Genomic DNA, 25,428 nt, shown 5'->3' on the forward strand with positions numbered 1-25,428 from the left:
TTTGTTTTGTAATGATAAAAATAAAATACTATTTTTTATAGATACTTTTTAATTTTATAAATTCTTTTCTTGTTATTTCACAAAAAAGTGCCCTTTTCAGCTTCAAAGCAACACAAATTTTCTACCTTTATATATAGTCAAAAATAATACCCCTCATTTATATATTAAATATAATCAATTAATAATATATTTTCATAAATCAATTAACCAAAATTAATCAGTCATTTTTTATACAAATAATCGCACCATAATGGGTCAATTATTACTCCATAAATAACGCTTTTAGGTGTTTTTTGAATGAACAGTTCACCTCAAACCTTAACAAATAGAGGGATTGCAAGCGTCATAAGTATTTATTTTATAAGCAGCAACATCTGACCCAAATAAAAATTTACTTACAATTGGACTGATGCTTCATTTTTTTTATGCACCTGAAACTTGATTTGACATATTATACTCGACCGGTGCTGTGATTTTACTCAGTTTTTTCTTCGATACTGAATGACTAATTGACTGTAGCAACGTCATTTTTTATCCCTAAGTATAATTGACAAAATTTTAGTAGCCACTAATCTTATAGCAAATTTTGACACCGTCTGATTCGCACATGACAAGATTAGTATTTCGAGTCAGATAATCATTCACCAGGACAGGAGATCTATTGAATGTCTGCAGCAACTGGCAAAAAAGCCGTATTACAGCTTGATGGCAAAGAAATTGAATTACCAATTTACAGCGGCACATTGGGCCCAGATGTAATTGACGTTAAAGATGTATTAGCATCAGGTCACTTTACTTTCGATCCTGGTTTTATGGCGACAGCTGCTTGCGAATCTAAGATCACATTCATTGATGGTGACAAAGGTGTGTTATTACACCGTGGTTATCCAATTGATCAATTAGCGACTCAAGCAGACTACTTAGAAACTTGCTACTTATTGCTAAATGGCGAGCTTCCAAATGCTGAACAGAAAGCAGAATTTGATGCGAAAGTACGTAACCACACAATGGTTCACGATCAAGTAAGCCGCTTCTTCAATGGTTTCCGTCGTGACGCTCACCCTATGGCAATCATGGTTGGTGTTGTTGGTGCGTTATCTGCGTTCTATCACAATGGTTTAGACATCGAAGATGTGAACCACCGTGAAATCACTGCAATTCGCTTAATCGCGAAAATCCCTACACTTGCAGCGTGGAGCTACAAGTACACTGTAGGTCAACCATTCATTTACCCACGTAATGACCTTGGTTATGCAGAAAACTTCTTACACATGATGTTTGCTACTCCTGCTGACCGTGATTACAAAGTAAACCCAGTTCTTGCTCGTGCAATGGATCGTATCTTCACGCTTCATGCTGACCACGAACAAAATGCGTCTACTTCTACAGTTCGTCTTGCTGGTTCTACTGGTGCGAATCCGTATGCATGTATCTCTGCTGGTATCTCAGCACTTTGGGGACCTGCTCACGGTGGTGCAAACGAAGCTGTACTTAAAATGTTAGATGAAATTGGTAGCGTAGAAAACGTTGCTGAATTCATGGAAAAAGTAAAACGTAAAGAAGTTAAACTCATGGGCTTCGGTCACCGTGTTTATAAAAACTTCGACCCACGTGCGAAAGTCATGAAAGAAACTTGTGACGAAGTTCTTGCTGCATTAGGCATCAACGATCCGCAATTGCAACTTGCAATGGAACTTGAGCGTATTGCGCTTAACGACCCGTACTTCGTTGAACGTAAACTTTACCCGAACGTAGACTTCTACTCAGGTATCATCTTAAAAGCGATTGGTATCCCAACAGGTATGTTTACAGTAATCTTCGCGCTAGCACGTACAGTTGGTTGGATCAGCCACTGGTTAGAAATGCACAGCGGTCCTTACAAGATCGGTCGTCCACGTCAGCTTTACACAGGTTCGACGCAACGCGACATCAAACGTTAATTTCGATTAGCGTGAATAAAAAAAGGATGCTTCTGCATCCTTTTTTTATTTTATCGGTTATGCTCTTGGAATAAAGCTTAAACAACATTCATTTTGCATAACTACTTTTATCGAGCCAATGAGCAAAAAAACCACTGTTTTGATGCAAGTCACACTACCCGCCTATCAAATAAAAATTGCGTCTTTTACGTTGTTTTTATTGATGATCATACTGACTTGGCTGCTACTCGTTTACTTTAGTTATGATCTAAGCCTGTACTATCTTTATCAATTCCTGCCTTTCTTCGCCCAACTACTCAGTATTGCTTTAATGTTTGCTTTATTGATCCCAACGCTTTACCTCTATAACCAGCTTTATCAGAAATACTTTAGACGCTCCATCACCTTTAAGCTATATCAGCAAGGCATAGCACTGGATGATTCAAAACAATCTACTTTTTTCTCTTGGCAAGATTTGATTCAGATACAGCTTCGACAACAACAAACTCAAATCCATAGTTTTCATCTCTTAAGTAAAAACAAACCTTATCGACAGTATTTTTATTTTAATTCATGGATGTGGCCTGCCACCTTAACCCAGCAACATTGTGAGTTTTTACCATTCTGGAAAAAACTGCAAGCACTGGCAAAACAGCAACAGTTGCAACGCATTCACAGCTCTAGTAGCAACCAAAAGACTCATATTGAGATAAGCACTTTAATTGCAGATCAACAAGCGCTAGACATTTTCCAACGAAAACAGAGATGGTCTGCTATCGCATTAACACTTGGTATTTTAGTCAGCTTTAGTCTTTTTATGGGTTATCTACTCTGGCATGAATTTGAGGATGGGAGTATTGATCTGCCCCATCAACAAACACAGGCAATCTCTGGCACAAATTTCGAAACTTTTCAGAATCAGGTCTATATTTTTAAACAAGGTCAAGGTACTTTTTTAGTTCCTCAAGTAAAGGCTAATCAATTTACAGGTTTAGCTTTAGGCAATCTTCCTGATCGTGCAGATGAGCTGTATAGCAATGTCGGTAAAACACCACAACATGTTTACTGGCAAGACCACATCTTGTCACAATTAAATCCTGCGCAAACAAGCTATTTAGGCAATGATTTCACCAAAGATGGTCAACAGGTTTATTTTCGGGATATACGCTTAACCAACGCGAATGCCGCACATTTCACGGCAATATTGCATCCAAGATTCAATACGCTTGGCTATTTTTATGCTAAAGATAATCAACTGGTCTATTACAAAACAACGGTCTTAACAGATTTAGATCCTCAACAGAGTCAAGCATTTCCAAATAATAGCCAATATATTCACGATCAGCATGTTGTCTATTACCGAGATAAAAAGCTTCACGGATTAAATGCTCAACAGACTCAAATTTTTAGTGGCAACAACCGTTTTAGCCACAAGCTTAATTTAGCAACAGATGGTCGTGCTTATTACTTAAATGAACATCGATTACCAACTGTAGCCGAGTATAAATTTTGGGGAACAACGCCTGTTGATTTATCACACCTACAACTCATTGGTAGCCAAAGCAATGAGCCCTATCCAGGAAATTTCAGTTATCTTTTTGCAGATCAGCAAAACATTTATATCTATGATGAGTTTTACCAACGATTAAAAGTTCTCTATCATTTTTCCCAACCAGTGCAGCTACAGGCTATGGATGATCGGCGTTTTAGCGACGGGAAAAATATTTACATCCTGACTGAAAAGATCTACCGCTCTAGAGGTCGCTCTTCTGGAACCACCACACATGGTTTTAAAATAAGCCTGATGCGTGAAAAAGACCAGCAGATCATCGCTCAGTATTTTGCCCGCAATCCAAGTGCCTTAAAACTATCCAACCTGCTTCAGGATAGGGACATCAACTAAACTCAGAATATGAACAAGATAAGCTAGATGTCGATCAACACTTTTCATGATCGACAAGATGCTCTACAACAGGTGATTGTCTTAAATCTCATCTTCTTCTAGCTCTAATGCACGCAATAAAGTATTGCTGATGCCATCGGCACGCAACCATGCCAACTCATAACTCGCCTTCGCTAAAGCCAGTACACGACGTTCAAACTCATCCCAAATCGGCTTAACTTGTGCATCACTAATACCAAGACCACTTTCATGCGCCAAATGTTTATTCTTTTCACAAATCTTTAAGGCGTGGTACAACTTGCGCCCTTTACTCGCACTCTCCAATACACGGGTACGCTTATTCTGAATAAAGCCCTCAATATGCTGTACATTCGCATGAGGTAATAAAGGCACCAAGATCTGATCAAGTTGTGCATCTAAGCGTTTCCACACCATCAAGCGTTGCTCAGCCGTATAAGTATTCCACTGAATCACTTCATGATTAAAGCGGCGACAGCCACGACAGACTAGATCACCAAATACCGTTGAACAGCGCCCTGCACATGGGGTCAATGATGGAATTCGACGATCATTACTCAAAACCAACTCCTCTAAAACCATATTTATTTTATGGTTTTCTCGCTTATTTTCAGATTTCGCGCTAAAATGTGCGCCTTATTTTTCTATCTTAATACATTTGGAGTTATCCATGAACGCTACTGTAGAACAGCTTGCACCTGTAGAACAGCAAGCGACCAATAATTGGGTTGTTGCAGCACTATATCAATTTAAAGAAGTTTCAGATGCAGCGGATCTGCAACAACGTCTTTTGGACTTAGTGAATAGCATCAATTTATGTGGAACTCTGATTGTAGCGTCTGAAGGAATTAATGGCACTGTTGCTGGCGACCGTGCCGCGATTGATACAGTTCATCAATTCCTTTTGAACGAAGGTTTTAACGCAATGGAATATAAAGAGTCAGAAAGCTCTGAAAAACCATTCCGTAAAATGAAAATTAAACTCAAAAATGAAATTGTAACTTTAGGTGTAGAAGTTAAGCCACGTGATTTAGTCGGTCACTATCTTGACCCTAAAGAATGGAATGAATTGATTAATCGTGATGATGTGATCTTAATTGACACACGTAATGACTATGAATACAAAGCAGGCACATTCAAGGGTGCAATTGATCCTAAAACAGAAAGCTTCCGTGAATTCCCTGAATATGTAAAACAAAACCTTGAACAGCATAAAGACAAGAAAATTGCGATGTTCTGTACAGGTGGTATCCGCTGTGAGAAATCAACGTCATTGCTGCTACAAGAAGGCTTTAACGAAGTTTATCACCTGAAAGGCGGTATTTTAAAATACCTTGAAGAAACCCCTGCCGAAGAGAGCATGTGGGAAGGTGAATGCTTCGTCTTTGATGGCCGTACCGCGGTTACACACGGTGTTGAAGAAGGCGAAAATATTAAGTGTCACGCTTGTGGTTGGCCACTGACTAAAGTTGAAGCCGAGTTACCAAGCTACGAGCATGGTGTTTCTTGTGTTTACTGTATAGATAAAACCACTGACAAGCAAAAAGCGGGCTTCCGTATGCGCCAGTCACAAATTGCAGCAGCAAAACGCAAACGTCTATAAGCTGAAAAATTAAATTTAAAGCCATAGTTAAACTATGGCTTTTTTATTGTGCTGATAAAAATCATGTAACGATTCGGCTATTGAGCGTTACATCAACTACAACTATGCTAAAAACAATAATCAAATGAATCATATAAGGGCATTATGGGACTGGAACAATGGGTCTTATCGATCATGGAGAAACTTGGATATTTAGGTATCGCATTTTTAATGTTTCTGGATAATGTCTTCCCCCCTATTCCCTCTGAAATCATTATGCCTTCAGCAGGCTATACTGCATCAAAGGGCGAACTTACCCTGATCGGTGTCATTATTGCAGGCAGTGCAGGTTCAATACTCGCAGCGATGCTGTTGTATTGGATAGGACGCAAAGTCCCTCAGCAACGTCTGTTTAATTTTGTAGAGCGCTATGGAAAATATCTCCGTATTCAGGTGGCTGACCTAGAAAAAGCCTTAATGTGGTTTAACAAACATGGACATCGGATTGTTTTCTTTGGTCGTATGATTCCAGCTGTACGTTCTTTAATTAGTATTCCTGCTGGTATGAGTAGAATGCCTTTTGCCAAATTTATGTTCTACAGCACTGCTGGAACCGTGATTTGGACCAGTTTTCTGGCCTACCTGGGTTATCATTTTAGTGAAAATCAGGCACTGATGCTGGCGATTCTGCAACGTATCAGCTACATCATTTTTGCGCTTGTTCTGCTTTATATCCTGTGGTGGATAATCAAAAAGTTTTATCTGAATAAATCAAATCCCTAAAAGCGCAGGCTTGGTGACAACGATCATTCAGCTTTTGTTTGATCAAATGAAGCCAACCACAATTGACTCTTTTGCATTTCATCTTTCAGCCAATCTCTAAACACCAACTTGCGAATATCATCCTCAAAGGGCTGAGCTGATAATAAATGATAAGCGGAGCCATCAGCATACACAGCTGTCAGCCGATCCAGCATTTGATATTTTATTTCCCGCTCAACCATATAGGCAGAAACCACAGTCGCGCCCAAGCCAGCCAAACAAGCCTCTATACACAAATAAAAATGCTCCAGAGACGACCGTTTTAAATCATTCAACTGTTCTGGGTGCTGACGCTTAAACTGTTGCCATAGTTTTGGTCTAGACTTGGAAATAAACACTTGTGTCGGTGCTGCACGATCATTCTTCCTGATCACACCTAACATCTGCTCATCTGCAATTTTTTCGCTATGGAGCACATCACCCCAATCGAAGTCATCCCGCCTTAAGGCCAAGTCAATGTTCTGTGAAGCAAAATCGACAGCCCCTCCACCCGTCAATAAACTGACTTCAAATTCAGGATAAAGCTGCTTAAAGTGTAGCAATCGAGGAATTAACCATTTCATTGCAAGTGTGGGTTCACAAGAAAGAATTAAGCTCTTTTGCGCTTTGCTATATTGCTGTAATTGTAATAAACACTGATCTATTTGCTGGAATACCTGCTGGCAACAATCAAACAGTACTTCTCCTTCTGAGGTTAAAGTTAATTTTCTGGCTTCACGTACAAATAACAGCAAGCCTAAACTTTCCTCCAAGTTTTTAAGTTGCTTGCTCACCGCACTTTGCGTCACAAATAGCTTTTCCGCAGCAACAGTCACGCTTTCATAACGCGCGACATAATAAAAAAACTTGAGTGAATTCAAAGATACTCTCTCAATCATTCCAAAAACTCATGTATTGCAGGAATTAACTTCAATTTTAAATATAGCAAGAATATGAAAAATATAAAAAATCTTTAATACATCAATTTAGGAATAGATGAGTGAATGAAATCATTGCAGTAGCCTTAGTCACCCTGCTAACGGTCATCAGCCCTGGTGCAGACTTCGCCCTAGTCACTCGAAACAGTTATCTTTATGGTCGTCATTTGGGTATATGTACAGCCTATGGTATTGCAATGGGTGTTTGGGTCCATATCAGTTATAGCTTAATAGGACTCACTTTTTTACAGCAATATCTCCCTAATCTAATTCAACTGATTCAATATATTGGCGCAGGCTACTTGATCCATATTGGTTATAAAACCTTTACGCAAGCTGCCATTTTATTTGATGAAAATAGCCATCAGATCACACGTTGGCAGGCCATCAGACATGGTTTCCTCACTAACAGCCTCAACCCGAAAACCACACTTTTTATCATGAGTATTTATGCACAGGTCATGACCAGCAATAACAACCTACACACATTAATCGGATATGGTGTATTTATTTCTGGCAGCCATCTGGCTTGGTTTTGTCTCGTGGCAATTTTTTGTTCTGCCCCTTTGATTCGCAATAAAATTCTCGCTCGCCAAGTCAGTATTAATCGAGTCATTGGTTGTATCTTAAGTGCTTTAGGACTGAGTCTGTTTTTCGCTCATTTTTAAAACGATCTAAATACAAAGCCGAAACACCAGCAATCGGCAATAAAAAAACGCCTGCTAGAGGCGTTTTAATATTCTATTTGTTTCTCATTCATCAACCACAATAACCGCAGTATTAGCGGCATGTTTATGCTGGTGTATGGTACATCAGATAAAGTTCATTTAAATTATTTGGAATTTCTTCCGCTAATTCATCCATCAACTGACCATTACGGCGGAAAGATTCCATTTGTGGATCTTCTTCATCAATTCCACTAAACACCATAATTGGTAATGTTAAATCGATAAGCTGTTCTTCAAACTCAGGCGCGAACCATGCATCCTCATTAAGGAACATGGCATCAACAAAACCAACACTCCAATCACCTAAGCTTGATTCAACGTCTGCTTCTTCGATTTCAAATGGAAACTCGATTCCATTTTCATTGGCTAAATCTTGACGAATAGATTCCAACCAAAGCTTAACCTGCTCAAGAACTTCAGCAGGAAGTTTCTTTTGATTACTTTCGAACAGCTCATCTAACCAACGATCAAATTGTGGACCAACTGCAATCGCACACAAAAAGCCATGAGTCGCTGCAAAATCTAGACCATATTCATTTTGATCGCCGTCAAGATAGTTACTCAATAAGTCTAAATCTAACGTGCTCATTCTTTAATCCAATTTTAAAAATACATCGCCAACAGCATAACATTTTCGGACATAAAGTCTTAGCAATTTTGCTTAGTCTTCGTCATCAAGATCATCGTCATCGAAATCGTAATCAAAATCTTTGAGTTCTCGTTCTAAACGACGTTGCGCCAGAAGCTCATCGATCAAACGGCGCTTTTCTAATGATTCTTTGGCAGTAATTTTTCCAGATGACTCATCAAAACCTGCATCATCTTCACCATAGTTATCATCATCTAATTCAAAATCTGTAGAAGACACTAAGTACCTCTAATGAAAAAATATAAATGGGTCTAGCCGCTATTTATCGGTCTTAGCCAGCCTTGTCAAGTTTTATTTGTTTTTTTTGTGATAAAACGATGTTTTGTACTTTTTTTCGTCAGTTTTTTTGTGTATTTATAATCTAAGAACAATTGTAATTAAAAAACATCTTTAATCAGGACTGACTGCTTGAAAATTTATGACTTAACCCCATATTCAAGAAACGAACGTGAAATCAAAGCTATTTTTTATTTAAAGCAAACCGATCAAATCCAAAACATTCGTCGTGAATTGTGCTATCATGCACGGTTTTTCACCGCCACAGATTCAACAAAAGAGTAAGCAAAGATGAGCGATATGAATTCCCCTACTTCGCAAGTAGCGGCTCTGATTAGCCGAGGCAAAGAGCAAGGTTATTTAACTTACGCTGAGGTTAACGATCATCTACCAGACTCAATTACGGAAAGTGAGCAGATTGAAGACATCATTCAGATGCTTCAAGACGTTGGTATTCCAGTGCATGAACGTGCGCCAGAAACTGATGACACCATGTTTGGTGAATCAACTGAAGCGGCTGACGAAGTTGCCGAAGAAGAAGCTGCTGCCGTATTAGCATCGGTTGAAAGTGAGCCTGGTCGTACCACAGACCCTGTACGTATGTACATGCGTGAAATGGGTACGGTTGAACTTCTTACACGCGAAGGCGAAATTAGCATTGCAAAACGCATCGAAGAAGGTATTCGTGACGTTTTACATTCGATTGCTTACTGGCCAAATGCGGTTGAAGTTGTTTTACAAGAATATAATGACTTTTTAACAGGTGAGCGTCGTCTTGCCGATATTCTCTCTGGTTATTTAGATCCAGAAACTGACGAAGATATTCCAGAAGTTCTTGAAGAAGAAGCTGAGCTTGAAGACGACGAAGGTTCTTCATCTAAAGCAAAAGACGTCAAACTCGATGATGATGACGAAGAAGAAGAATCTGAAGGTGATGATGATTCTGAAGGTGAATCAGGTCCAGACCCTGAAGTTGCTAAAGTTCGTTTCTCTGAATTAGAAGCTGCTTGGAATGAAACCAAAGCGGTTGTCGCGAAACATGGTCGTGATAGCAATGAAGCAAAAGCTGCGCTTGAAGCGCTTGCTGCTGTGTTCATGATGTTCAAATTTACACCACGTTTATTCGAAATCATTTCAGAAATGATTCGCGGCACACATGACCAAATTCGTGCAAATGAACGTGAAATTATGCGTTATGCAGTGCGTCGTGGTCGTATGGATCGTACTCAGTTCCGTACAACGTTCCCTGAGCAAGAATCAAATCCTGCTTGGTTAGACGAACAAATTGCCAAAGCACCTGCTGAAACCAAAGCACATTTAGAAAAAGTGCGTCCTGACGTATTGGCATTCCAGCAAAAAATTGCTGATATCGAGAAAGATCTTGGTTTAAACGTTAAAGATATCAAAGATATCTCGAAACGTATGGCAGTTGGTGAAGCAAAAGCGCGTCGTGCTAAAAAAGAGATGGTTGAAGCAAACTTACGTTTGGTAATTTCGATTGCGAAGAAATATACCAACCGTGGCTTGCAGTTCCTCGATTTGATTCAAGAAGGTAACATCGGTTTGATGAAAGCCGTAGACAAGTTTGAATATCGTCGTGGTTATAAATTCTCGACTTATGCAACTTGGTGGATTCGTCAGGCAATCACGCGTTCGATTGCTGACCAAGCACGTACCATTCGTATTCCAGTACACATGATTGAGACCATCAACAAGATCAATCGTGTTTCTCGTCAACTTCTTCAAGAAATGGGTCGTGAACCGACACCTGAAGAGTTAGGCGAACGTCTGGAAATGGATGAGGTTAAAGTTCGTAAAGTACTTAAAATCGCCAAAGAACCGATTTCGATGGAAACACCGATCGGTGATGATGAAGATTCGCATCTTGGTGACTTCATTGAGGACTCAAACATCACATCTCCAGTGGATGCTGCGACCTCAGAAGGCTTAAAAGAAGCGACCCGCGAAGTACTTGAAAACTTGACTGAACGTGAAGCGAAAGTATTGAAAATGCGTTTTGGTATTGATATGCCAACCGACCATACTTTAGAAGAAGTAGGTAAACAGTTTGACGTAACACGTGAACGTATTCGTCAGATTGAAGCCAAAGCATTACGTAAGCTTCGCCACCCTTCTCGTTCAGAACACTTACGTTCTTTCTTGGAAAACGACTAATATTTGGGAAATCTTGTGCTAGACCAAAGCATGGCATTGGCTTAGCACAAGACTTGAAGTTTAACACTTCATCCCCATCTATGTATTAGATCAAAAGCGCCTGCACTGATGCAGGCGTTTCAAATTAAGAGGTTGCTCATGTTAGACCGCACTCCTTCTCGTGAATTGCAAGAACATCTTTGGGTTTTCCCGATGGACTATCCGATCAAATTGATTGGTAATGCAGGGGATGAACTTCGAGTGGCTGTTGTTGATATTTTGCAGAAGCACTTCCCTGAATTTGATGGCGAATCAGTAAAAGTTCAGCCGTCACGTACAGGTAAATACCACTCTTTAACTGCTCAACTGCGCTTTGAAGAGTTGGAACAAGTTCATGCCTTATACGCTGATCTTGCAGCCTGTCCTTTAATTAAGACAGCGCTTTAATTAAAAAAGTCCAAAATACGAAAGTGTTTTGGATTTTTTTTTCGAAAAAAATAATACCCAACTTTTTCGATAAATCCCTATTTATCTGATTTAAAGCATTACATAATTCAACAACTCATCAATTTAACGCTGCCAAGGAAATCCTGTTGTAATGAGTGCTGCAAAACCAACTTTAATCATTCGTTGTTTCAATGATCTACAAGATTACACCACTCGTTTTGAAGCAATGAAAGACTTCACAACCAATCGTGATGAAACCACACCAGATGAAGTTTGGCTACTTCAACATCAAGATGTCCTGACCCAAGGACAAGCAGGCAAGCCTGAACATATCCTCATGCAGAGCAACCTTCCAATCGTACACACAGATCGCGGTGGCCAAGTCACTTGGCACGGCAAAGGTCAGTTGGTTGCCTACTTCCTGTTAGACTTGAACCGTTTGAAATGGCATGTTCGTACTTTAGTTAGTTTTGCAGAACAAGCCATGATTGATCTACTCAAACAATATAATATCAATGCCTATGCCAAACCAGATGCACCTGGCGTCTATGTCGATGAACGTAAAATTGGTTCACTCGGTTTTAAAATTCGTCGTGGGCGTAGCTATCATGGTCTTGCCCTGAATATTGACTGTGACTTAACTGGTTTTCAGACCATTAACCCATGCGGTTACGCAGGTTTAGAAATGGTACGCTTACAGGACTTACTGACAGATTACCCTAGCTTTGAACAGCTCTGCGCTGATTTTGTCAGCTATTTTAAAAATACCGATTTGTTTAATGACCTTGTAGTCAAATCTGAATAATTTACTTTTCAATTCTAATAAAATAAATTAGAGTAAATACTCTAAATTAGCTTTTGCATAATTTTAACAAGGGATACGCAAGTGATTTCAACCAAAGCAGTGAAGCCCACGTTGCAATTTGCCTACGTCAAACTCATGATGGATGTTGTGGGTCGTGGCCTCGTGATGGCAAGCCAAGTGGATGATGAAGTACAACAGGAAGTGTCGAAGTTTCCTGTTGGTTTTATCCTTTCAATGAATGTTTTCCCCAATGGACCTGCATTTGTTGCTCGAGTAACCGAAGAAAAACAATTAGAGCTATTGTCCAATTACAAAGGCAAGCCTGATTTAACCATTACCTTCAAGCATTTAACCCATGCATTTTTGGTATTTTCTTTCCAAGAAAGTACCGCGCAAGCCTTTGCCAATGACCGTATGATTGCCGATGGTGATGTTTCAAGCGCCATCCGTCTAGTGCGTTGCTTGAATAAAATGGAAGCCCTGATCTTACCTAAGCTAATCGCTTCACTTGCAGTCAAGCGCTACCCTGCTGAATTAACATTAAAAGAAAAATTCACGGGTGCAAAAAATATTTATCTTAAAGTCGCAAAATCATATCTCAAACGGAGCGCATAACATGGCTAAGCCTTATTACGAGTTTTTCTGTCCTGTAAAAGTCATTGCTGGTAACGCTGCCTTAGAGCATATCCCATTTGAACTTGCGACACTTGGTGCAAAACGCCCGATGATCATTACCGATAAAGGTGTGCGTGCCAATGGTTTGCTCAACCCAATCGAAGCAGCATTCAGCACTACTGATGCGGTGATTGGTGCGATCTTTGATGATGTTCCACCCGATTCAAGCTTGGAAGTTGTTCGCTTAGCAGCAGAACTTTACCGTAAGCAAAAATGTGATGCGATCATTGCGATTGGTGGCGGCTCAGTCATCGACACCTCTAAAGCGACCAATATCTTGGTGTCTGAAGGTGGTGATGATTTATTGCAATATTCAGGTGCACATAACCTGCCAAAACCACTCAAACCATTCTTCGTGATTCCAACCACCTCTGGTACAGGTTCGGAAGTCACCATGGTGGCTGTCGTTTCCGACACACATCGTAATGTGAAACTGGCATTTGCTTCATATTACCTCATGCCACATGCCGCGATTCTTGATCCACGCATGACTCAGACTCTACCACCGCATCTTACTGCCATGACAGGCATGGATGCACTAACTCACTGTGTAGAAGCCTACACCTGTTTAGCAGCCAATCCACTCAGCGATGCCTATGCCAGTGCAGGGATTAAAAAGATCAGTGAAAACCTGTTCAAAGTTCTAGACAACCCAAGCGATGCACAAGGTCGTTTAGAGCTTGCACAAGCATCCACCATGGCGGGGATTGCCTTCTCTAATTCAATGGTGGGCTTAGTTCACTCATTGGGTCATGCGCTTGGTGCAGTTGCACATCTGCCCCACGGCTTATGCATGAACTTATTCCTGCCATACGTTCTGGAATACAACAAAGAGATTAATGGCGACAAGATTGGTGAATTACTGCTGCCTCTCGCGGGCGCTGATATTTACGCTCAAACACCAGCCAACTTACGCGCTGACAAAGCAATTTCGACGATTTTAGCCATGCGTGATCGCTTATTCAGCTTGACTAAATTGCCACGTACGTTACGTGAAACAGGTAAAGTCACTGAAGCGCAACTGGATGAGGTTGCAGACAAGGCACTCAATGATGGTTCTATCATTTACAACCCGAAAGAAGCAAACCTGAAAGACATTCGTGCAATCTTACAAAAAGCATGGTAATACATTAAGTTAAATCAAGTATTCCTGCTTAACAGCCTCGATATTGATTGAATATCGGGGCTTTTCATTTTTAAGTGAATCTTTATTCATCTATTTATTTACCCAATTGGCAAAAAAATTGCTAAAAAAAGCATAAAAGTACTGACAATTTATAGTGTTTTAGGATAGATTGGCGCACTTTCGTTTTTTGTACGGGGGATCGTTTTTGTCTCAAACGATCCTTAACACTATGGCTGATCTTTGATCAACGATTATGAGGATAACGCCGTTGACAAATTTATCTGGGACTCAACCAACAGCGAAGCTTCAAAAGAATCTTGTGCTTTGGCACATCATCATTATTGGCTTAGCTTATATTCAACCATTAACTTTATTTGATACGTTTGGTTTAGTATCTGAAAGAAGTGGTGGTCATGTACCGACTTCCTACATATTTGCCTTAGTTGCAATTCTTTTAACGTCGATCAGTTATGGTCACATGATTCGTCGTTATCCATCTTCTGGTTCTGCATATACCTATGCCCAAAAGTCGATTCACCCTAATGTTGGTTTTATGGTGGGTTGGTCTTCGTGGTTAGATTATTTGCTCTCTCCTCTAGTGAATATCATTCTTGCTGATATTTATTTGAGAGCACTCTTCCCAGAAGTCAATAACTGGATTTGGGTCATTGGTTTAACCGTCCTGATGACGGTGATCAACCTGTTTGGAGCACGTTTTGTCGCGCGTTTTAACAGTACTATTGTGGTGATCCAACTCGGTGTTATTTTCTACTTTGTGTATCAGGTCTATATCCTGCTTACGCAAGGGGTCTATGCCGATGGCACACTGAATCCGGACAAAGCTGAATTATGGTCGCTTGCGCCATTCTGGAATGAAATGACCTCTGTCGGGGCGTTAATTGCAGGTGCAACCGTTCTATGTTTCTCATTTACTGGCTTTGATGCACTTTCTTCACTTGCAGAAGAAACCAAAGATGCTGAGAAAACTTTGCCACGTGCAATTTTCACTACAGCCTTGGTTGCGGGTATCATCTTCATTGTCAGCACCTACTTTATTCAGCTTTACTTCCCAAGTAATCCGAGTACCTACTTCAATCCATTGGATGAGTCTCAGCCCGTGATGGTTGCAGCGATTGGTAGCCTTGCATTTAAGACCATGGTGCTCTACTTTGCAGTCGTGGCAGTAATGGCATCAGGTATTTCGGCACATGCAGGTGTATCGCGTTTGATGTATGTGATGGGTCGTGATGGTGTGATCAATAAGAAGTTATTCGGTCATATTAGCCCACGCTTGCACACCCCAACTTACAACATCTTGATTGTAGGTGTTGTTGCGCTGTCTGCTGGTTTCCTTGATCTTGAGCATATCGTGAACTTGATTAGCTTTGGTGCATTAACTGCATTTAGCTTTGTTAACTTCTCGGTGATTTCTCGCTACGCGTTGCGAGATGGCAAGAACAAGACACCAAAAGACATTATCAGTTACATCATCATTCCTACACTAGGTTTCGCCAGCGTGTTTATGATGTGGTTAGAAATTGATAAATTGGCTTTACAGATTGGTTTGGCTTGGGCAGTAATCGGTGTCGGTTATCTTGCTTATAAGACTAAAGGCTTCAAATACAATGCACCACAGCATAATGAATTTGATGACAGACATTAATCTGATAAGTTAATAAAAAAGGCGCTCAATGCGCCTTTTTTATGGCTTGAAAATTTAGCCGTGCAGCTTTTCAACAACCGATTTCACACGTTTTGCATAAAGCTTCGCTGTTTCCAAGTCCCCTGTTGGGATCTCATCGGTACTCGCATCTGATGGCGATTGAACCAACAAGCCGACTGAACCGCCTAAATTGTTCACATCTTCACGTTTTGCATCTTTGGTATTGGCAGGCAATAGTCCCAAGCTCACCCAAATACCACCATGTTGAGATGCCAAAGTTTGTAACTGAATCAAGGTCACTTGCTTATCACCATTCAAGCTCGCGCTATTGGTAAAACCTGCAAACACCTTATCCTGCCAACCACGGGTAAACCAGATTTTTGACGAAGCATCGGCAAATTTCTTGAACTGCCAAGGGGCTGCCGCCATGTAAGTTGGCGCTCCAAAAACAATACCTTGCGCATTATTGAGTGTTTGCCAATCCTGTTCCGTAATTTCACCATTCTGATCAATTTCAATCAGAGAGGCATCAATCGCACTCGCAAAAGTTTCAGCAACAACTTTGGTATGGCCATAGCCCGAGAAGTAAACAACTGCAATTTGTGTCATGAGTGTATCCAAAATTTTTCAAAAGCTCGATTTAATGATATATTTTAGAAACTAGGTGTCAATTAGTTACCAACTGGTAACTACTGACATTTCATTGAGAAAATGAGGGCTGTCGCTATGAATCAGGCATTAAAATACGATATTTATCAACAACATTGCCCTGCTCGGTTATTTTTTGAAAAAATTGCAGATAAATGGGTACTGATGATCATCAATGTACTTGCGCGAGAAACCCAACACTTCAATCTATTAAAAAAAAGCATTCAAGGCATCTCACCTAAGGTATTGTCACAGAAACTAAAAATGCTGGAACGAGACGGTTTTATCGAACGCCAAGTGCAGAATACCGCTCCAATTCGGGTGGATTATTCACTCACCACACTCGGTTTAGAAGTTGCAGAAATGGCCTATCAACTCAAAGATTGGGCTGAAAGTAATATTGAACAGGTGATTTACGCTCAACGACGTTTTGATACGATACAGGAACAAGAACTCGAATAACTCCGTGAGGTGTCTATGTACCCACAACCTTTAATTGCAGTTGCAGATGTCGAGAAAACCAGTCAGTGGTATCAAACTGTGCTTGGCTTAAAAAGCGGGCATGGCGGCAAAGACTATGAACAGTTGCTGTTTGAGCAGAACATGGTACTGCAACTGCACCAATGGCAAGCGCATGATCACCCACATATCGGAGATCCGAAACGAGTGGTTGGTAACGGCGTTTTGCTTTGGTTTGAAAGCGATCAATTTGATGAGATTGTCAAAAAGCTACAAACCCATCAAGTTGAAATTTTGGAAGGTCCTAAATATAACCCCAACGCACATCATCGCGAAATTTGGTTTAAAGACCCAAATGGCTATACGCTGGTTGTGGCAAGCCCATATGGAGATATCTAAGCTGGGAAATTAGAGTTGTTTAAAACCCTGTTGTCGCCACGCTTCATAGACAATCACAGCAGTTGCATTAGAGAGGTTTAAACTTCTTGAATTTTCAGCCATCGGTAAACGGATCCACTGTTCTTGCGGGAACATGAGACGTACCTGCTCAGGCAGACCACGGGTTTCAGGCCCCATTAACAAGGCAACTGGACGATTCAGATCAACCGTATGCGGTGTCGCTGAGCCTTTAGTGGTGAGTGGAAAAACATGCTCTACCCCTTTGGCTTTTAAGTCAGCAAGGCAAAGTTCGATATTGTCCCAGATTTGCATTCTTGCCCATTCGTGATAATCCAATCCTGCACGTTTCAACTTTTTATCATCCAGCTCAAAGCCTAATGGTTTGACCAAATGTAGTTGCGCACCTGTATTGGCACATAGACGAATGATATTACCTGTATTCGCTGGAATCTCAGGTTCGTATAGGACGACATGAATCACAAATTTTCTCTACTTTTCATAATCCCTCCTATCCTCCCTTTGAAAAAGGGAGGAACTCCTCCTCTTTTTTAAAGAGGTGAGGAGCGGTTATAGCTCCGCAAGGAGGGATTCTATTGCCATTTTAACTGTTCACGTAAACTCACCACTTCACCAATAATGGTTAAAGTCGGTGCTATGATCTGATGTTCAGATACTTTGGTCGCGATATCTGCCAATGTACCCACCACCACTTTTTGATCAGGAGTAGTACCTTTAGAAATTAGGGCCACAGGCATGGTTGGACGTTGACCATGTGCAATCAATTGTTCACAAATACGCTCCAAACCGACCAGTCCCATATAAAGGACTAAAGTTTGGTTTTCATAAACCAGCTCATTCCAAGGTAATTCAGGTGAGCCTTCTTTTAAATGCCCTGTCAGGAAACGTACACTTTGCGCATAATCACGATGCGTCAGTGGAATACCTGCATAGGCAGAACAACCTGAAGCTGCGGTAATACCCGGAACAACTTGGAAAGTCACATTGGCTTCCACCAATTCCTGAATTTCCTCTCCACCACGTCCAAAGATAAAAGGATCACCGCCTTTTAAACGGCAAACACGTTTACCTTGCTGTGCATATTCAACCAATAAAGCATTGATGCCATCTTGTGGAACCGAATGATTAGAACGGGCTTTACCCACATAAATCTTTTCAGCATCACGGCGACACAATTCCAAGATGGGTGCAGACACCAAGCGATCGTAAATCACCACATCGGCTTGCTGCATCAAACGTAAGGCTTTTAAGGTCAAAAGCTCGGGATCACCTGGACCTGCACCCACTAAATACACCTCACCTTTCGGTGCAGTCCATTCCGTTAAAGCCTGCTCAATCAGATCATTTGCCACTTCAATATTGTCATTGAAAACCTGTTCTTTCAGCGGACTGGCATACAGGTTTTCCCAGAAGATACGACGCTCATCTGGATTGGCAATTTTGGCTTTCACTTGCTTACGCCATTGGCCTGAAAACTCAGCCAATTTGCCCATACCGTGCGGCACAATGGTTTCAATCTGAGTGCGCAGCTGTCTAGATAAAACGGGTGATGCTCCATTGGAAGCCACCGAAATCACCAACGGTGAGCGATCAATAATCGCAGGCACCATAAAGCGGCAATGCGGAATATCATCGACACTGTTGACCAGTAGATTACGCTGTTCACACTGTTCAAATACCGTTTTATTAACATCAGGTTGGTCTGTCGCGGCAATCACTAAGCGATAGGCTGTTACCAAAATGGTTTCAGAAAAAGGCGCTTGTATATATTGCCCCGTTGATTGCTCAACAAGTTGACCTAATTCAGGAATGATGTCTGGTGCAATCACATCAACAATTGCACCAGCTTTGACGAGCAGGTTTGCTTTGCGGTAGGCAATATGCCCACCACCCACAATCAGACAACGTTGCTGCTGCAACTTTAAAGAGATTGGGAAAATTTCCACGTCACGCCTCTATATTTTCAATCTGATTGAGCTTAAGCAAAAACTATGCACAAATTCGATGCAAAGTTTAGTCGATGTAGCTAACACCGCCCATATATGGACGTAAAACTTCTGGAATCTCAATTGAACCATCAGCGCGTTGATAGTTTTCCATCACTGCAAGCAAAGTACGACCGACCGCTAAACCTGAACCATTTAAGGTATGCACCAATTCGATCTTCTTCTGATCGACACGGTAGCGTGCCTTCATGCGGCGTGCTTGGAAATCGCCCACATTTGAACAGCTTGAAATTTCACGATAAGTATCTTGGCTTGGTACCCAAACTTCTAGATCATAAGTTTTGACTGCACCAAACCCCATGTCCCCACCACAGAGCAAAATCTTACGGTATGGTAAGCCCAATGCCTGCAAAATGCCCTCTGCGTGTGCAGTCAACTCTTCAAGTGCCTGCATAGAGTGCTCTGGTTTTACGATTTGCACCATTTCGACCTTGTCGAATTGATGTTGACGAATCAAACCACGGGTATCACGACCATAAGAACCTGCTTCGCTACGAAAACATGGCGTATGTGCAGAATATTTCAGCGGCAAACGATCCGCATCAATAATTTCGTCACGAACGAAGTTGGTCACTGGTACTTCAGCAGTTGGGATCAGGTAATATTCTTTTTCACCTTGTAGCTTGAACAGATCTTCTTCAAACTTAGGGAGCTGACCTGTACCACGTAAGCTGTCTGCATTGACTAAATATGGTACATAAGCTTCGGTATAACCATTTTTAAGCGTGTGTGTATCGAGCATGAACTGAGTCAAGGCACGTTGTAAACGCGCCAAAGGTCCTTTCAATACGCTGAAACGTGAACCTGTTAATTTGGTCGCTGTTTCAAACTCCAGACCACCCATCATTTCACCAAGATCGGTATGATCTTTGATTTCGAAATCAAACTGGCGTGGTGTACCCCACTTCAAGATTTCAAGGTTATCGCTTTCGTCTTTACCAAAGGGAACAGATTCATCTGGCAAGTTTGGAATTGCAAGAGACTTTTGCTCAAGCTCAGCTTGCAGCTCAGCCAAAGCCACTTCAGCAGCTTTGATTTCATCACCAATGGCCGCCATACGCGCCATGATCTCAGAAGCATCTCCACCCGACTTTTTGATTTGACCGACTTGTTTGGCACCAGCATTACGCTCTGCTTGTAAGTTTTCAGCTTTGGATTGCAAATCTTTGCGGCGAGCTTCTAAATCAGCCCACTCTTGTACATTTAGCTGAATACCACGTTTTGCCAAAGCAGCATTAACTGCTTCAATATTATTTCTGAGTAATTTTGGGTCGATCATAATCAATCATGAATAGAGAAAAAAACTGGCTATAGTGTAAGGCTTTAACCCAAAAAAATACAGCGATTGCGCAGCATCTACACATCATATGTAAATGCTGCACTAAAACTAGTTCGGATCTTTTGATAGGCTTGGTAAATATTCAGCCTTCACAAACTGCTTGGCTGCGTAGTATGGCAAGGTCAACTCGCTCATGCCTTCTGCATAAGATGCCAATTCATAGAGTGGATAAACAAATACAATGCCATTTACCCCATAGTAATAGTTATCACTGACCTGTAACTGTTCTTTTTTAATGCTGTGGTCTTCCAACCAGTTTTGATTGGATGCATAGAGTTCATCGCGTAGTTTGGTATTCATATCGGGTTTAAGCAACTCACTGACCGTAATGTGTTTTTTATTGCTCAAGTCAAAATTCACAAACTCTTGATGTGACATGCCATGTGCAGCGCCTGCAGAATAGGAATAGGTCTGAATTGCAAAAGTCGCTAGATTATAATTTTGCCCAACAAAGCGTACATAAGTGCTGCTTTCACTTTGCGATGGCTCATCTGCTGGGACTTTGACTTTCTGATCTGCAATATTTGAAAAAGCATTCGGCTCGGCCTTTTTCATACGATTGACGAAATATTCATTAATCCATTTCTGATTAGTTTCAACCGTTTGTAAATCATAAGTGGTACAGCCATCTTCCAAACACACTTTTTGCTTTGGAATTTTAACAGCCACCACTTTTGCATGAATCAATGGAATATCCACTTTTTCAGTTGCCGCTGCGGACTCTTTTTTAGGTTGGCAACCTGCGAACGCAACGACAGTCAGGATGGGAATAAGTGGAATAATTTTTGATAGTTGTGAAGTATTCATCGTCATGCAAGTCTCTGATGTTTTTCTTCACTATACAAAGCCTTGCCCAGAGATGAAATTAAAAAATGTATCCAAGCTTCACATAAAAAAAGCCGCAACATGTGCGGCTTTTTAAATCAAACAATCAATTACTGATCAATAATATCGGTACCCTTTGGCGGTGTAAAATTAAACACCGATGCTGGAATCGCCTGATTCACCTTAATATTACTGAAACGGACATACGTGGTTTGACCTAAAGAGTCCTGTAACACCATCAAATTCGGTGCTTTATTGCCACCAAAACTAATGGTTAAGCTCTGGAACGCACCATCTTCCTGTTTTGGATATAAGGTGTAATACAGTTTAGTACGGTCAGGTTGAGTCACACGATAAGATTGCATGATCTGGTTAGTATTGCCCGATAACAATAATGCAGGGGTATTGGCAATTTGATCATCCAAACTTTGACGCACTGCTTGCTGCAAGTCTGGGTCATAAATCCACACCACTTTGCCTGTGGTTACAATGGTTTGTTTAGCAGGACTAGTAGTTTCCCAATAGAATTTCCCAGGACGTTCAACTTTCATGGTCCCTTTGAAGGTCTGATTCATATGTTGAGCAGTTAAGCCCTTCTTCTGTGCGACTTTATTACTATTACTAGGTGCAACTTTTGTGGTTTGTTCAAAATCTGCGGTGAATCGTTGCAAGCCAGATAACTGTTGAACCAAACTTGTGGTCGCTTGTTGAGCCGATGCAGCTACAGGTGCAGCGAATACCTGACTACTCACAACTGGAGCAAGTGTCATTGCACTTAACGTTGCAGCATAAGCCATTTTTTTTACGAAATTCATAAAAACAACCTTCTATCAGATTTCTACTGGTATGACGACATCTTACTGTTTTTGATCATTAAAAAAATGAAGAAAAGCAACGGTTTTGTGTAATTCGTGTCGCAAAGTTCTGCATTATGTATGAAGTTGCAGCCTTTATGTAGAGATTGTAAGGATGAAAATCAACTTTTCGACCATTCACCGATTAAGGACATCAATGCCAGATCAGAGAAATTATTCATCAACAATGCTCTAGACGAAAAATAAGAGTTTGATAACCTAAAACCAATAACTTAAAAAAGCACCATCCATGAAAAGTCTTGCCTTTATCCACCGTAATGACACTCGATTTGCAATTGGTGATTTTTATCCCGCCCTGTCAGTCTTTTCTTACCAGGAACTCGGCAATACCACCTCCCCTTTTTTGCTTTTAGATCATATTGGACCTGGACGTTTACCACCTAAAAGTACTAAAAAAGGTGTCAATGAACATCCGCATCGTGGTTTTGAAACCGTCACCTTTGTTTTTGCTGGTGAACTGCAACATCAAGACTCAACAGGAAGTGGTGGCGTGATTAGCCAAGGTGATGTGCAGTGGATGACTGCTGCATCAGGTATACAACATATTGAACATTTCAGTCCTGAATTTCGTGAGCAAGGTGGATTATTTGAAATGGTGCAATTGTGGGTCAATCTACCCGCCAAAGATAAAATGTCTGCACCACATTACCAAAGCTTGCTGAATCACAATATACCAAAAGTTATACTCGAAAATAATGCAGGCTATGTTCGTATCGTGGCAGGACAATTTAAGAGTACGCAGGGTATCGCGCAAACCTTTAGCCCAATGCATGTATTTGATATCCATTTGGCTAAAGGACAGCATCTTATACTTCCCGCCAATCATGGTGATAGCACCTTAATTTATTTACGCAATGGAAAGCTTCAATTCTCTGCTGAAGAAGAAGTTTTAGAAGAACAAGCTTTGGCAATCATGTCCAGTTTCGACAATGATGTAGCAGTTACCGCTTTAGAAAATTGCGATTTGCTATTTTTATCCGCACCGCCCTTACAAGAACCAATCAATGGACATGGCTTTTTTGTGATGAACAGTTATGAGGAAATTCTGCAGGCCTATGACGATTTAAAAACAGGGCAATTTGGAAAACCATAAAACTCTCCACCTTAAAATCCAGTAGGCATAAAAAAACCCGCTAAAAGCGGGTTTTTCGAACTATTAAAACTTAAGCTTCAACAGTTACATAGCGACGGCCAAATTGACCTTTCACTTCAAATTTTACTACGCCGTCAGCAGTAGCAAATAAAGTATGGTCACGGCCCATACCAACATTTGCACCAGCGTGGAACTCAGTACCACGTTGACGAACGATGATGTTACCAGCAGTTACAGTTTGACCACCGTAAACTTTAACACCTAACATCTTAGGATTCGAATCACGACCGTTCTTCGTCGATCCACCGGCTTTTTTAGTTGCCATGTCTATTTACTCCTCGTGTTAGCCTGCGATACCAGTAATTTTCAACTCGGTAAACCATTGACGGTGACCTTGTTGCTTACGGTAGTGTTTACGACGACGCATTTTGATGATGCGGATTTTGTCGTGACGACCATGGCCAACTACTTCTGCAGTTACTTTTGCGCCAGCTACAACTGGAGCACCGATTTGAATGTTGTCACCGTTAACAACCATTAATACGTCATCAAACGTAATAGTCGCACCAGTTTCAGCTTTCAATAATTCTACTTTAAGGGTTTCACCCTCAACAACACGGTGCTGTTTACCACCGCTTTGGATTACTGCGTACATAATGTACTCCAACATGCCCGTGTCGTCGTGCCGATAAAAGGATATACCGATCTTAAAACGAGCGCCACTGGGTTTATACAAGGGGACAAATTTTAAGTGAAAATTGATCAAACAACAAGTTATTTTGTATAAATGCACGCATAACGATAACTTGCTTGGATTTTCCAGTAAAATCAATTAGATTGATGGCGAGCTGTTTTGATTGATTCGCATCAAAATTTGAAATACATTTTTGAAAACAAAATGTGACAATAACAAACTGTGTTTTTACAGTGCCCTAAGTAAAGTAATGGCGTTTGATGAAAACCGCCTTTTTCTGTCTAATTTAAGACCAAAAAGCTCTTCATTGTGTTTTAAATGACAAATTATACAGTCTGTATAACTGTTTAGTCACAGATTAATTGATACACTTGGCAACATTACCACCTATACGAGGTTTTCCTTCATATGGTTATCGATTTTAAGCAAGACATTCTCTCCCCTGTTGCGACAGATTTTGCTGCGATGGATCACCTCATTAATGAAGGGATTAGTTCTAAAGTTGGTTTAGTGATGAGTGTCAGCAAGCATGTTGTTGAAGCGGGTGGCAAACGTATGCGCCCAATCATGTGCTTACTGGCTGCACGTGCCTGTGGTTTAGCCAATATGCAACAAGCACAGCATTTAGCTGCTGTGATTGAAATGCTACACACTGCAACCTTAGTTCATGACGACGTCGTCGACGAATCAAGTTTACGCCGTGGTCGTCCAACCGCAAATGCAACGTGGAATAATCAAACAGCAGTTTTAGTCGGTGACTTCCTCATCTCTCGAGCTTTCGATTTATTGGTCGACTTAAATAATATGACCTTATTAAAAGATTTCTCGACTGGAACTTGTGAAATTGCAGAAGGTGAAGTTTTACAACTACAATCTCAACACCAACCAGAAACCACTGAAGAAACATATTTAAGAATTATCCACGGTAAAACATCTCGTTTATTTGAACTTGCAACCGAAGGTGCCGCCATTTTGGCAGGAACTGAAGAATACCGTGAACCGTTACGTCGTTTTGCTGGTCATTTTGGCAATGCTTTTCAAATTATCGACGACATTTTAGATTACACCTCTGATGCGGAAACATTAGGTAAAAATATTGGTGATGATTTGATGGAAGGTAAACCAACTTTACCGTTAATTTCAGCATTAGCCCATTCAACTGGTGAGGATCAAGCGATCATTCGTCGTAGTATTGCAACGGGTGGTGTTGAGCAATTAGATAAAGTGATTGAGATTGTTCATCACTCGGGTGGCCTAGATTACTGTCAAAAACGTGCGCAACAAGAAACGGATGCTGCTTTAGAAGCGTTAAAAGCGCTACCAGATAATGAATATCGCCAAGCACTGATCAATTTGACCTTAATGGCTTTACATCGTCTACAATAATT

At 40.8% G+C, this 25,428-nt stretch carries 27 protein-coding genes; 15 read left to right on the top strand and 12 right to left on the bottom strand.

Translation table 11 applies throughout. The features are described from left to right. Positions 1-665: 665 nt before the first annotated feature. The gene (gltA, locus tag F3J02_RS11875) at positions 666-1,940 is read left to right on the top strand and encodes a citrate synthase (protein ID WP_004652200.1); all 1,275 of its coding nucleotides are present in this window, start codon (positions 666-668) and stop codon (positions 1,938-1,940) included. A 118-nt stretch (positions 1,941-2,058) separates the two neighbouring features. Next, entirely contained in the window at positions 2,059-3,822 is a 1,764-nt protein-coding gene (locus F3J02_RS11880) for a DKNYY domain-containing protein (protein ID WP_167249563.1), read from the top strand. Between the two features lie 81 nt (positions 3,823-3,903). Here F3J02_RS11880 and F3J02_RS11885 read toward each other — a convergent pair whose 3' ends face one another. Continuing rightward, on the bottom strand, positions 3,904-4,401 hold the full coding sequence (locus F3J02_RS11885; protein WP_032857212.1) for a DUF1289 domain-containing protein: 498 nt from the start codon (positions 4,399-4,401) through the stop codon (positions 3,904-3,906). Positions 4,402-4,510: 109 nt separating this feature from the next. Here F3J02_RS11885 and F3J02_RS11890 point away from each other — a divergent pair, with 109 nt between their 5' ends. Further along, positions 4,511-5,443: a rhodanese-related sulfurtransferase gene (locus F3J02_RS11890; RefSeq protein ID WP_167249565.1), complete on the top strand. Its 933-nt coding sequence runs from the start codon at positions 4,511-4,513 to the stop codon at positions 5,441-5,443. A gap of 144 nt (positions 5,444-5,587) precedes the next feature. Next, on the top strand, positions 5,588-6,205 hold the full coding sequence (locus tag F3J02_RS11895; RefSeq protein WP_167249567.1) for a DedA family protein: 618 nt from the start codon (positions 5,588-5,590) through the stop codon (positions 6,203-6,205). Between the two features lie 23 nt (positions 6,206-6,228). On the opposite strand, the gene F3J02_RS11900 is transcribed toward F3J02_RS11895, so the two are convergent. Continuing rightward, complete coding sequence (locus tag F3J02_RS11900) at positions 6,229-7,122, bottom strand: LysR family transcriptional regulator (protein WP_167249569.1); 894 nt, start codon at positions 7,120-7,122, stop codon at positions 6,229-6,231. Between the two features lie 101 nt (positions 7,123-7,223). Between F3J02_RS11900 and F3J02_RS11905 the strand changes: the two genes are divergently transcribed. Continuing rightward, positions 7,224-7,829, top strand: coding sequence for a LysE family translocator (locus F3J02_RS11905; protein WP_167249571.1), 606 nt, complete (start codon positions 7,224-7,226; stop codon positions 7,827-7,829). A gap of 124 nt (positions 7,830-7,953) precedes the next feature. Here the strand turns inward: F3J02_RS11905 and F3J02_RS11910 are convergent, their stop codons facing one another. After that, positions 7,954-8,478 carry a YecA family protein gene (locus F3J02_RS11910; RefSeq protein WP_004803148.1) on the bottom strand — a complete coding sequence of 175 codons (525 nt, stop codon included), beginning with the start codon at positions 8,476-8,478 and terminating at the stop codon, positions 7,954-7,956. A 72-nt stretch (positions 8,479-8,550) separates the two neighbouring features. After that, positions 8,551-8,757 carry a PA3496 family putative envelope integrity protein gene (locus F3J02_RS11915; RefSeq protein WP_004803146.1) on the bottom strand — a complete coding sequence of 69 codons (207 nt, stop codon included), beginning with the start codon at positions 8,755-8,757 and terminating at the stop codon, positions 8,551-8,553. Between the two features lie 348 nt (positions 8,758-9,105). Here F3J02_RS11915 and rpoD point away from each other — a divergent pair, with 348 nt between their 5' ends. From rpoD to F3J02_RS11945, 6 genes are all read left to right on the top strand, one after another. Continuing rightward, complete coding sequence (gene rpoD / locus F3J02_RS11920) at positions 9,106-10,989, top strand: RNA polymerase sigma factor RpoD (protein ID WP_167249573.1); 1,884 nt, start codon at positions 9,106-9,108, stop codon at positions 10,987-10,989. 138 nt (positions 10,990-11,127) lie between these two features. Continuing rightward, complete coding sequence (locus F3J02_RS11925; protein WP_167249575.1) at positions 11,128-11,415, top strand: YbeD family protein; 288 nt, start codon at positions 11,128-11,130, stop codon at positions 11,413-11,415. 151 nt (positions 11,416-11,566) lie between these two features. Further along, positions 11,567-12,220 (top strand): lipoyl(octanoyl) transferase LipB, encoded by a 654-nt coding sequence (lipB, locus tag F3J02_RS11930; RefSeq protein WP_167249577.1) that lies wholly within the window; start codon positions 11,567-11,569, stop codon positions 12,218-12,220. Between the two features lie 81 nt (positions 12,221-12,301). Then, the gene (locus tag F3J02_RS11935) at positions 12,302-12,835 is read left to right on the top strand and encodes a hypothetical protein (protein ID WP_004652214.1); all 534 of its coding nucleotides are present in this window, start codon (positions 12,302-12,304) and stop codon (positions 12,833-12,835) included. 1 nt (position 12,836) lies between these two features. Further along, positions 12,837-14,021, top strand: a complete 1,185-nt coding sequence (locus F3J02_RS11940) for an iron-containing alcohol dehydrogenase (protein WP_167249579.1) — start codon at positions 12,837-12,839, stop codon at positions 14,019-14,021. 268 nt (positions 14,022-14,289) lie between these two features. Beyond that, positions 14,290-15,684: an APC family permease gene (locus F3J02_RS11945; protein WP_005192588.1), complete on the top strand. Its 1,395-nt coding sequence runs from the start codon at positions 14,290-14,292 to the stop codon at positions 15,682-15,684. 54 nt (positions 15,685-15,738) lie between these two features. On the opposite strand, the gene F3J02_RS11950 is transcribed toward F3J02_RS11945, so the two are convergent. After that, positions 15,739-16,293 (bottom strand): flavodoxin family protein, encoded by a 555-nt coding sequence (locus tag F3J02_RS11950; RefSeq protein ID WP_167249581.1) that lies wholly within the window; start codon positions 16,291-16,293, stop codon positions 15,739-15,741. 117 nt (positions 16,294-16,410) lie between these two features. Here F3J02_RS11950 and F3J02_RS11955 point away from each other — a divergent pair, with 117 nt between their 5' ends. After that, entirely contained in the window at positions 16,411-16,794 is a 384-nt protein-coding gene (locus F3J02_RS11955) for a winged helix-turn-helix transcriptional regulator (protein ID WP_159414397.1), read from the top strand. 15 nt (positions 16,795-16,809) lie between these two features. Further along, complete coding sequence (locus F3J02_RS11960; RefSeq protein WP_167249583.1) at positions 16,810-17,190, top strand: VOC family protein; 381 nt, start codon at positions 16,810-16,812, stop codon at positions 17,188-17,190. 9 nt (positions 17,191-17,199) lie between these two features. On the opposite strand, the gene F3J02_RS11965 is transcribed toward F3J02_RS11960, so the two are convergent. From F3J02_RS11965 to lolA, 5 genes are all read right to left on the bottom strand, one after another. After that, positions 17,200-17,670: a tRNA (cytidine(34)-2'-O)-methyltransferase gene (locus F3J02_RS11965; RefSeq protein ID WP_004669235.1), complete on the bottom strand. Its 471-nt coding sequence runs from the start codon at positions 17,668-17,670 to the stop codon at positions 17,200-17,202. A 110-nt stretch (positions 17,671-17,780) separates the two neighbouring features. Beyond that, positions 17,781-19,154, bottom strand: coding sequence for a siroheme synthase CysG (gene cysG, locus F3J02_RS11970; protein WP_167249585.1), 1,374 nt, complete (start codon positions 19,152-19,154; stop codon positions 17,781-17,783). Between the two features lie 67 nt (positions 19,155-19,221). Continuing rightward, complete coding sequence (serS, locus tag F3J02_RS11975; protein ID WP_004652225.1) at positions 19,222-20,493, bottom strand: serine--tRNA ligase; 1,272 nt, start codon at positions 20,491-20,493, stop codon at positions 19,222-19,224. A 108-nt stretch (positions 20,494-20,601) separates the two neighbouring features. After that, positions 20,602-21,366: an RsiV family protein gene (locus F3J02_RS11980; RefSeq protein WP_167249587.1), complete on the bottom strand. Its 765-nt coding sequence runs from the start codon at positions 21,364-21,366 to the stop codon at positions 20,602-20,604. Positions 21,367-21,488: 122 nt separating this feature from the next. Continuing rightward, a complete protein-coding gene (lolA, locus tag F3J02_RS11985) occupies positions 21,489-22,193 on the bottom strand; it encodes an outer membrane lipoprotein chaperone LolA (RefSeq protein WP_167249589.1) in 705 nt (234 codons plus the stop codon). Between the two features lie 289 nt (positions 22,194-22,482). Between lolA and F3J02_RS11990 the strand changes: the two genes are divergently transcribed. Next, entirely contained in the window at positions 22,483-23,346 is an 864-nt protein-coding gene (locus F3J02_RS11990) for a pirin family protein (RefSeq protein ID WP_167249591.1), read from the top strand. 70 nt (positions 23,347-23,416) lie between these two features. Here the strand turns inward: F3J02_RS11990 and rpmA are convergent, their stop codons facing one another. Next, positions 23,417-23,671, bottom strand: coding sequence for a 50S ribosomal protein L27 (gene rpmA / locus F3J02_RS11995; protein ID WP_004640422.1), 255 nt, complete (start codon positions 23,669-23,671; stop codon positions 23,417-23,419). A gap of 18 nt (positions 23,672-23,689) precedes the next feature. After that, positions 23,690-24,001, bottom strand: a complete 312-nt coding sequence (gene rplU, locus F3J02_RS12000) for a 50S ribosomal protein L21 (RefSeq protein WP_004652230.1) — start codon at positions 23,999-24,001, stop codon at positions 23,690-23,692. A 447-nt stretch (positions 24,002-24,448) separates the two neighbouring features. Between rplU and sdsA the strand changes: the two genes are divergently transcribed. Then, positions 24,449-25,426, top strand: coding sequence for an All-trans-nonaprenyl-diphosphate synthase (gene sdsA, locus F3J02_RS12005; RefSeq protein WP_167249593.1), 978 nt, complete (start codon positions 24,449-24,451; stop codon positions 25,424-25,426). The last annotated feature ends 2 nt before the right edge of the window (positions 25,427-25,428 follow it).

This window comes from Acinetobacter sp. Tr-809 (assembly GCF_011753255.1).
Classification (GTDB): Bacteria; Pseudomonadota; Gammaproteobacteria; order Pseudomonadales; family Moraxellaceae; genus Acinetobacter.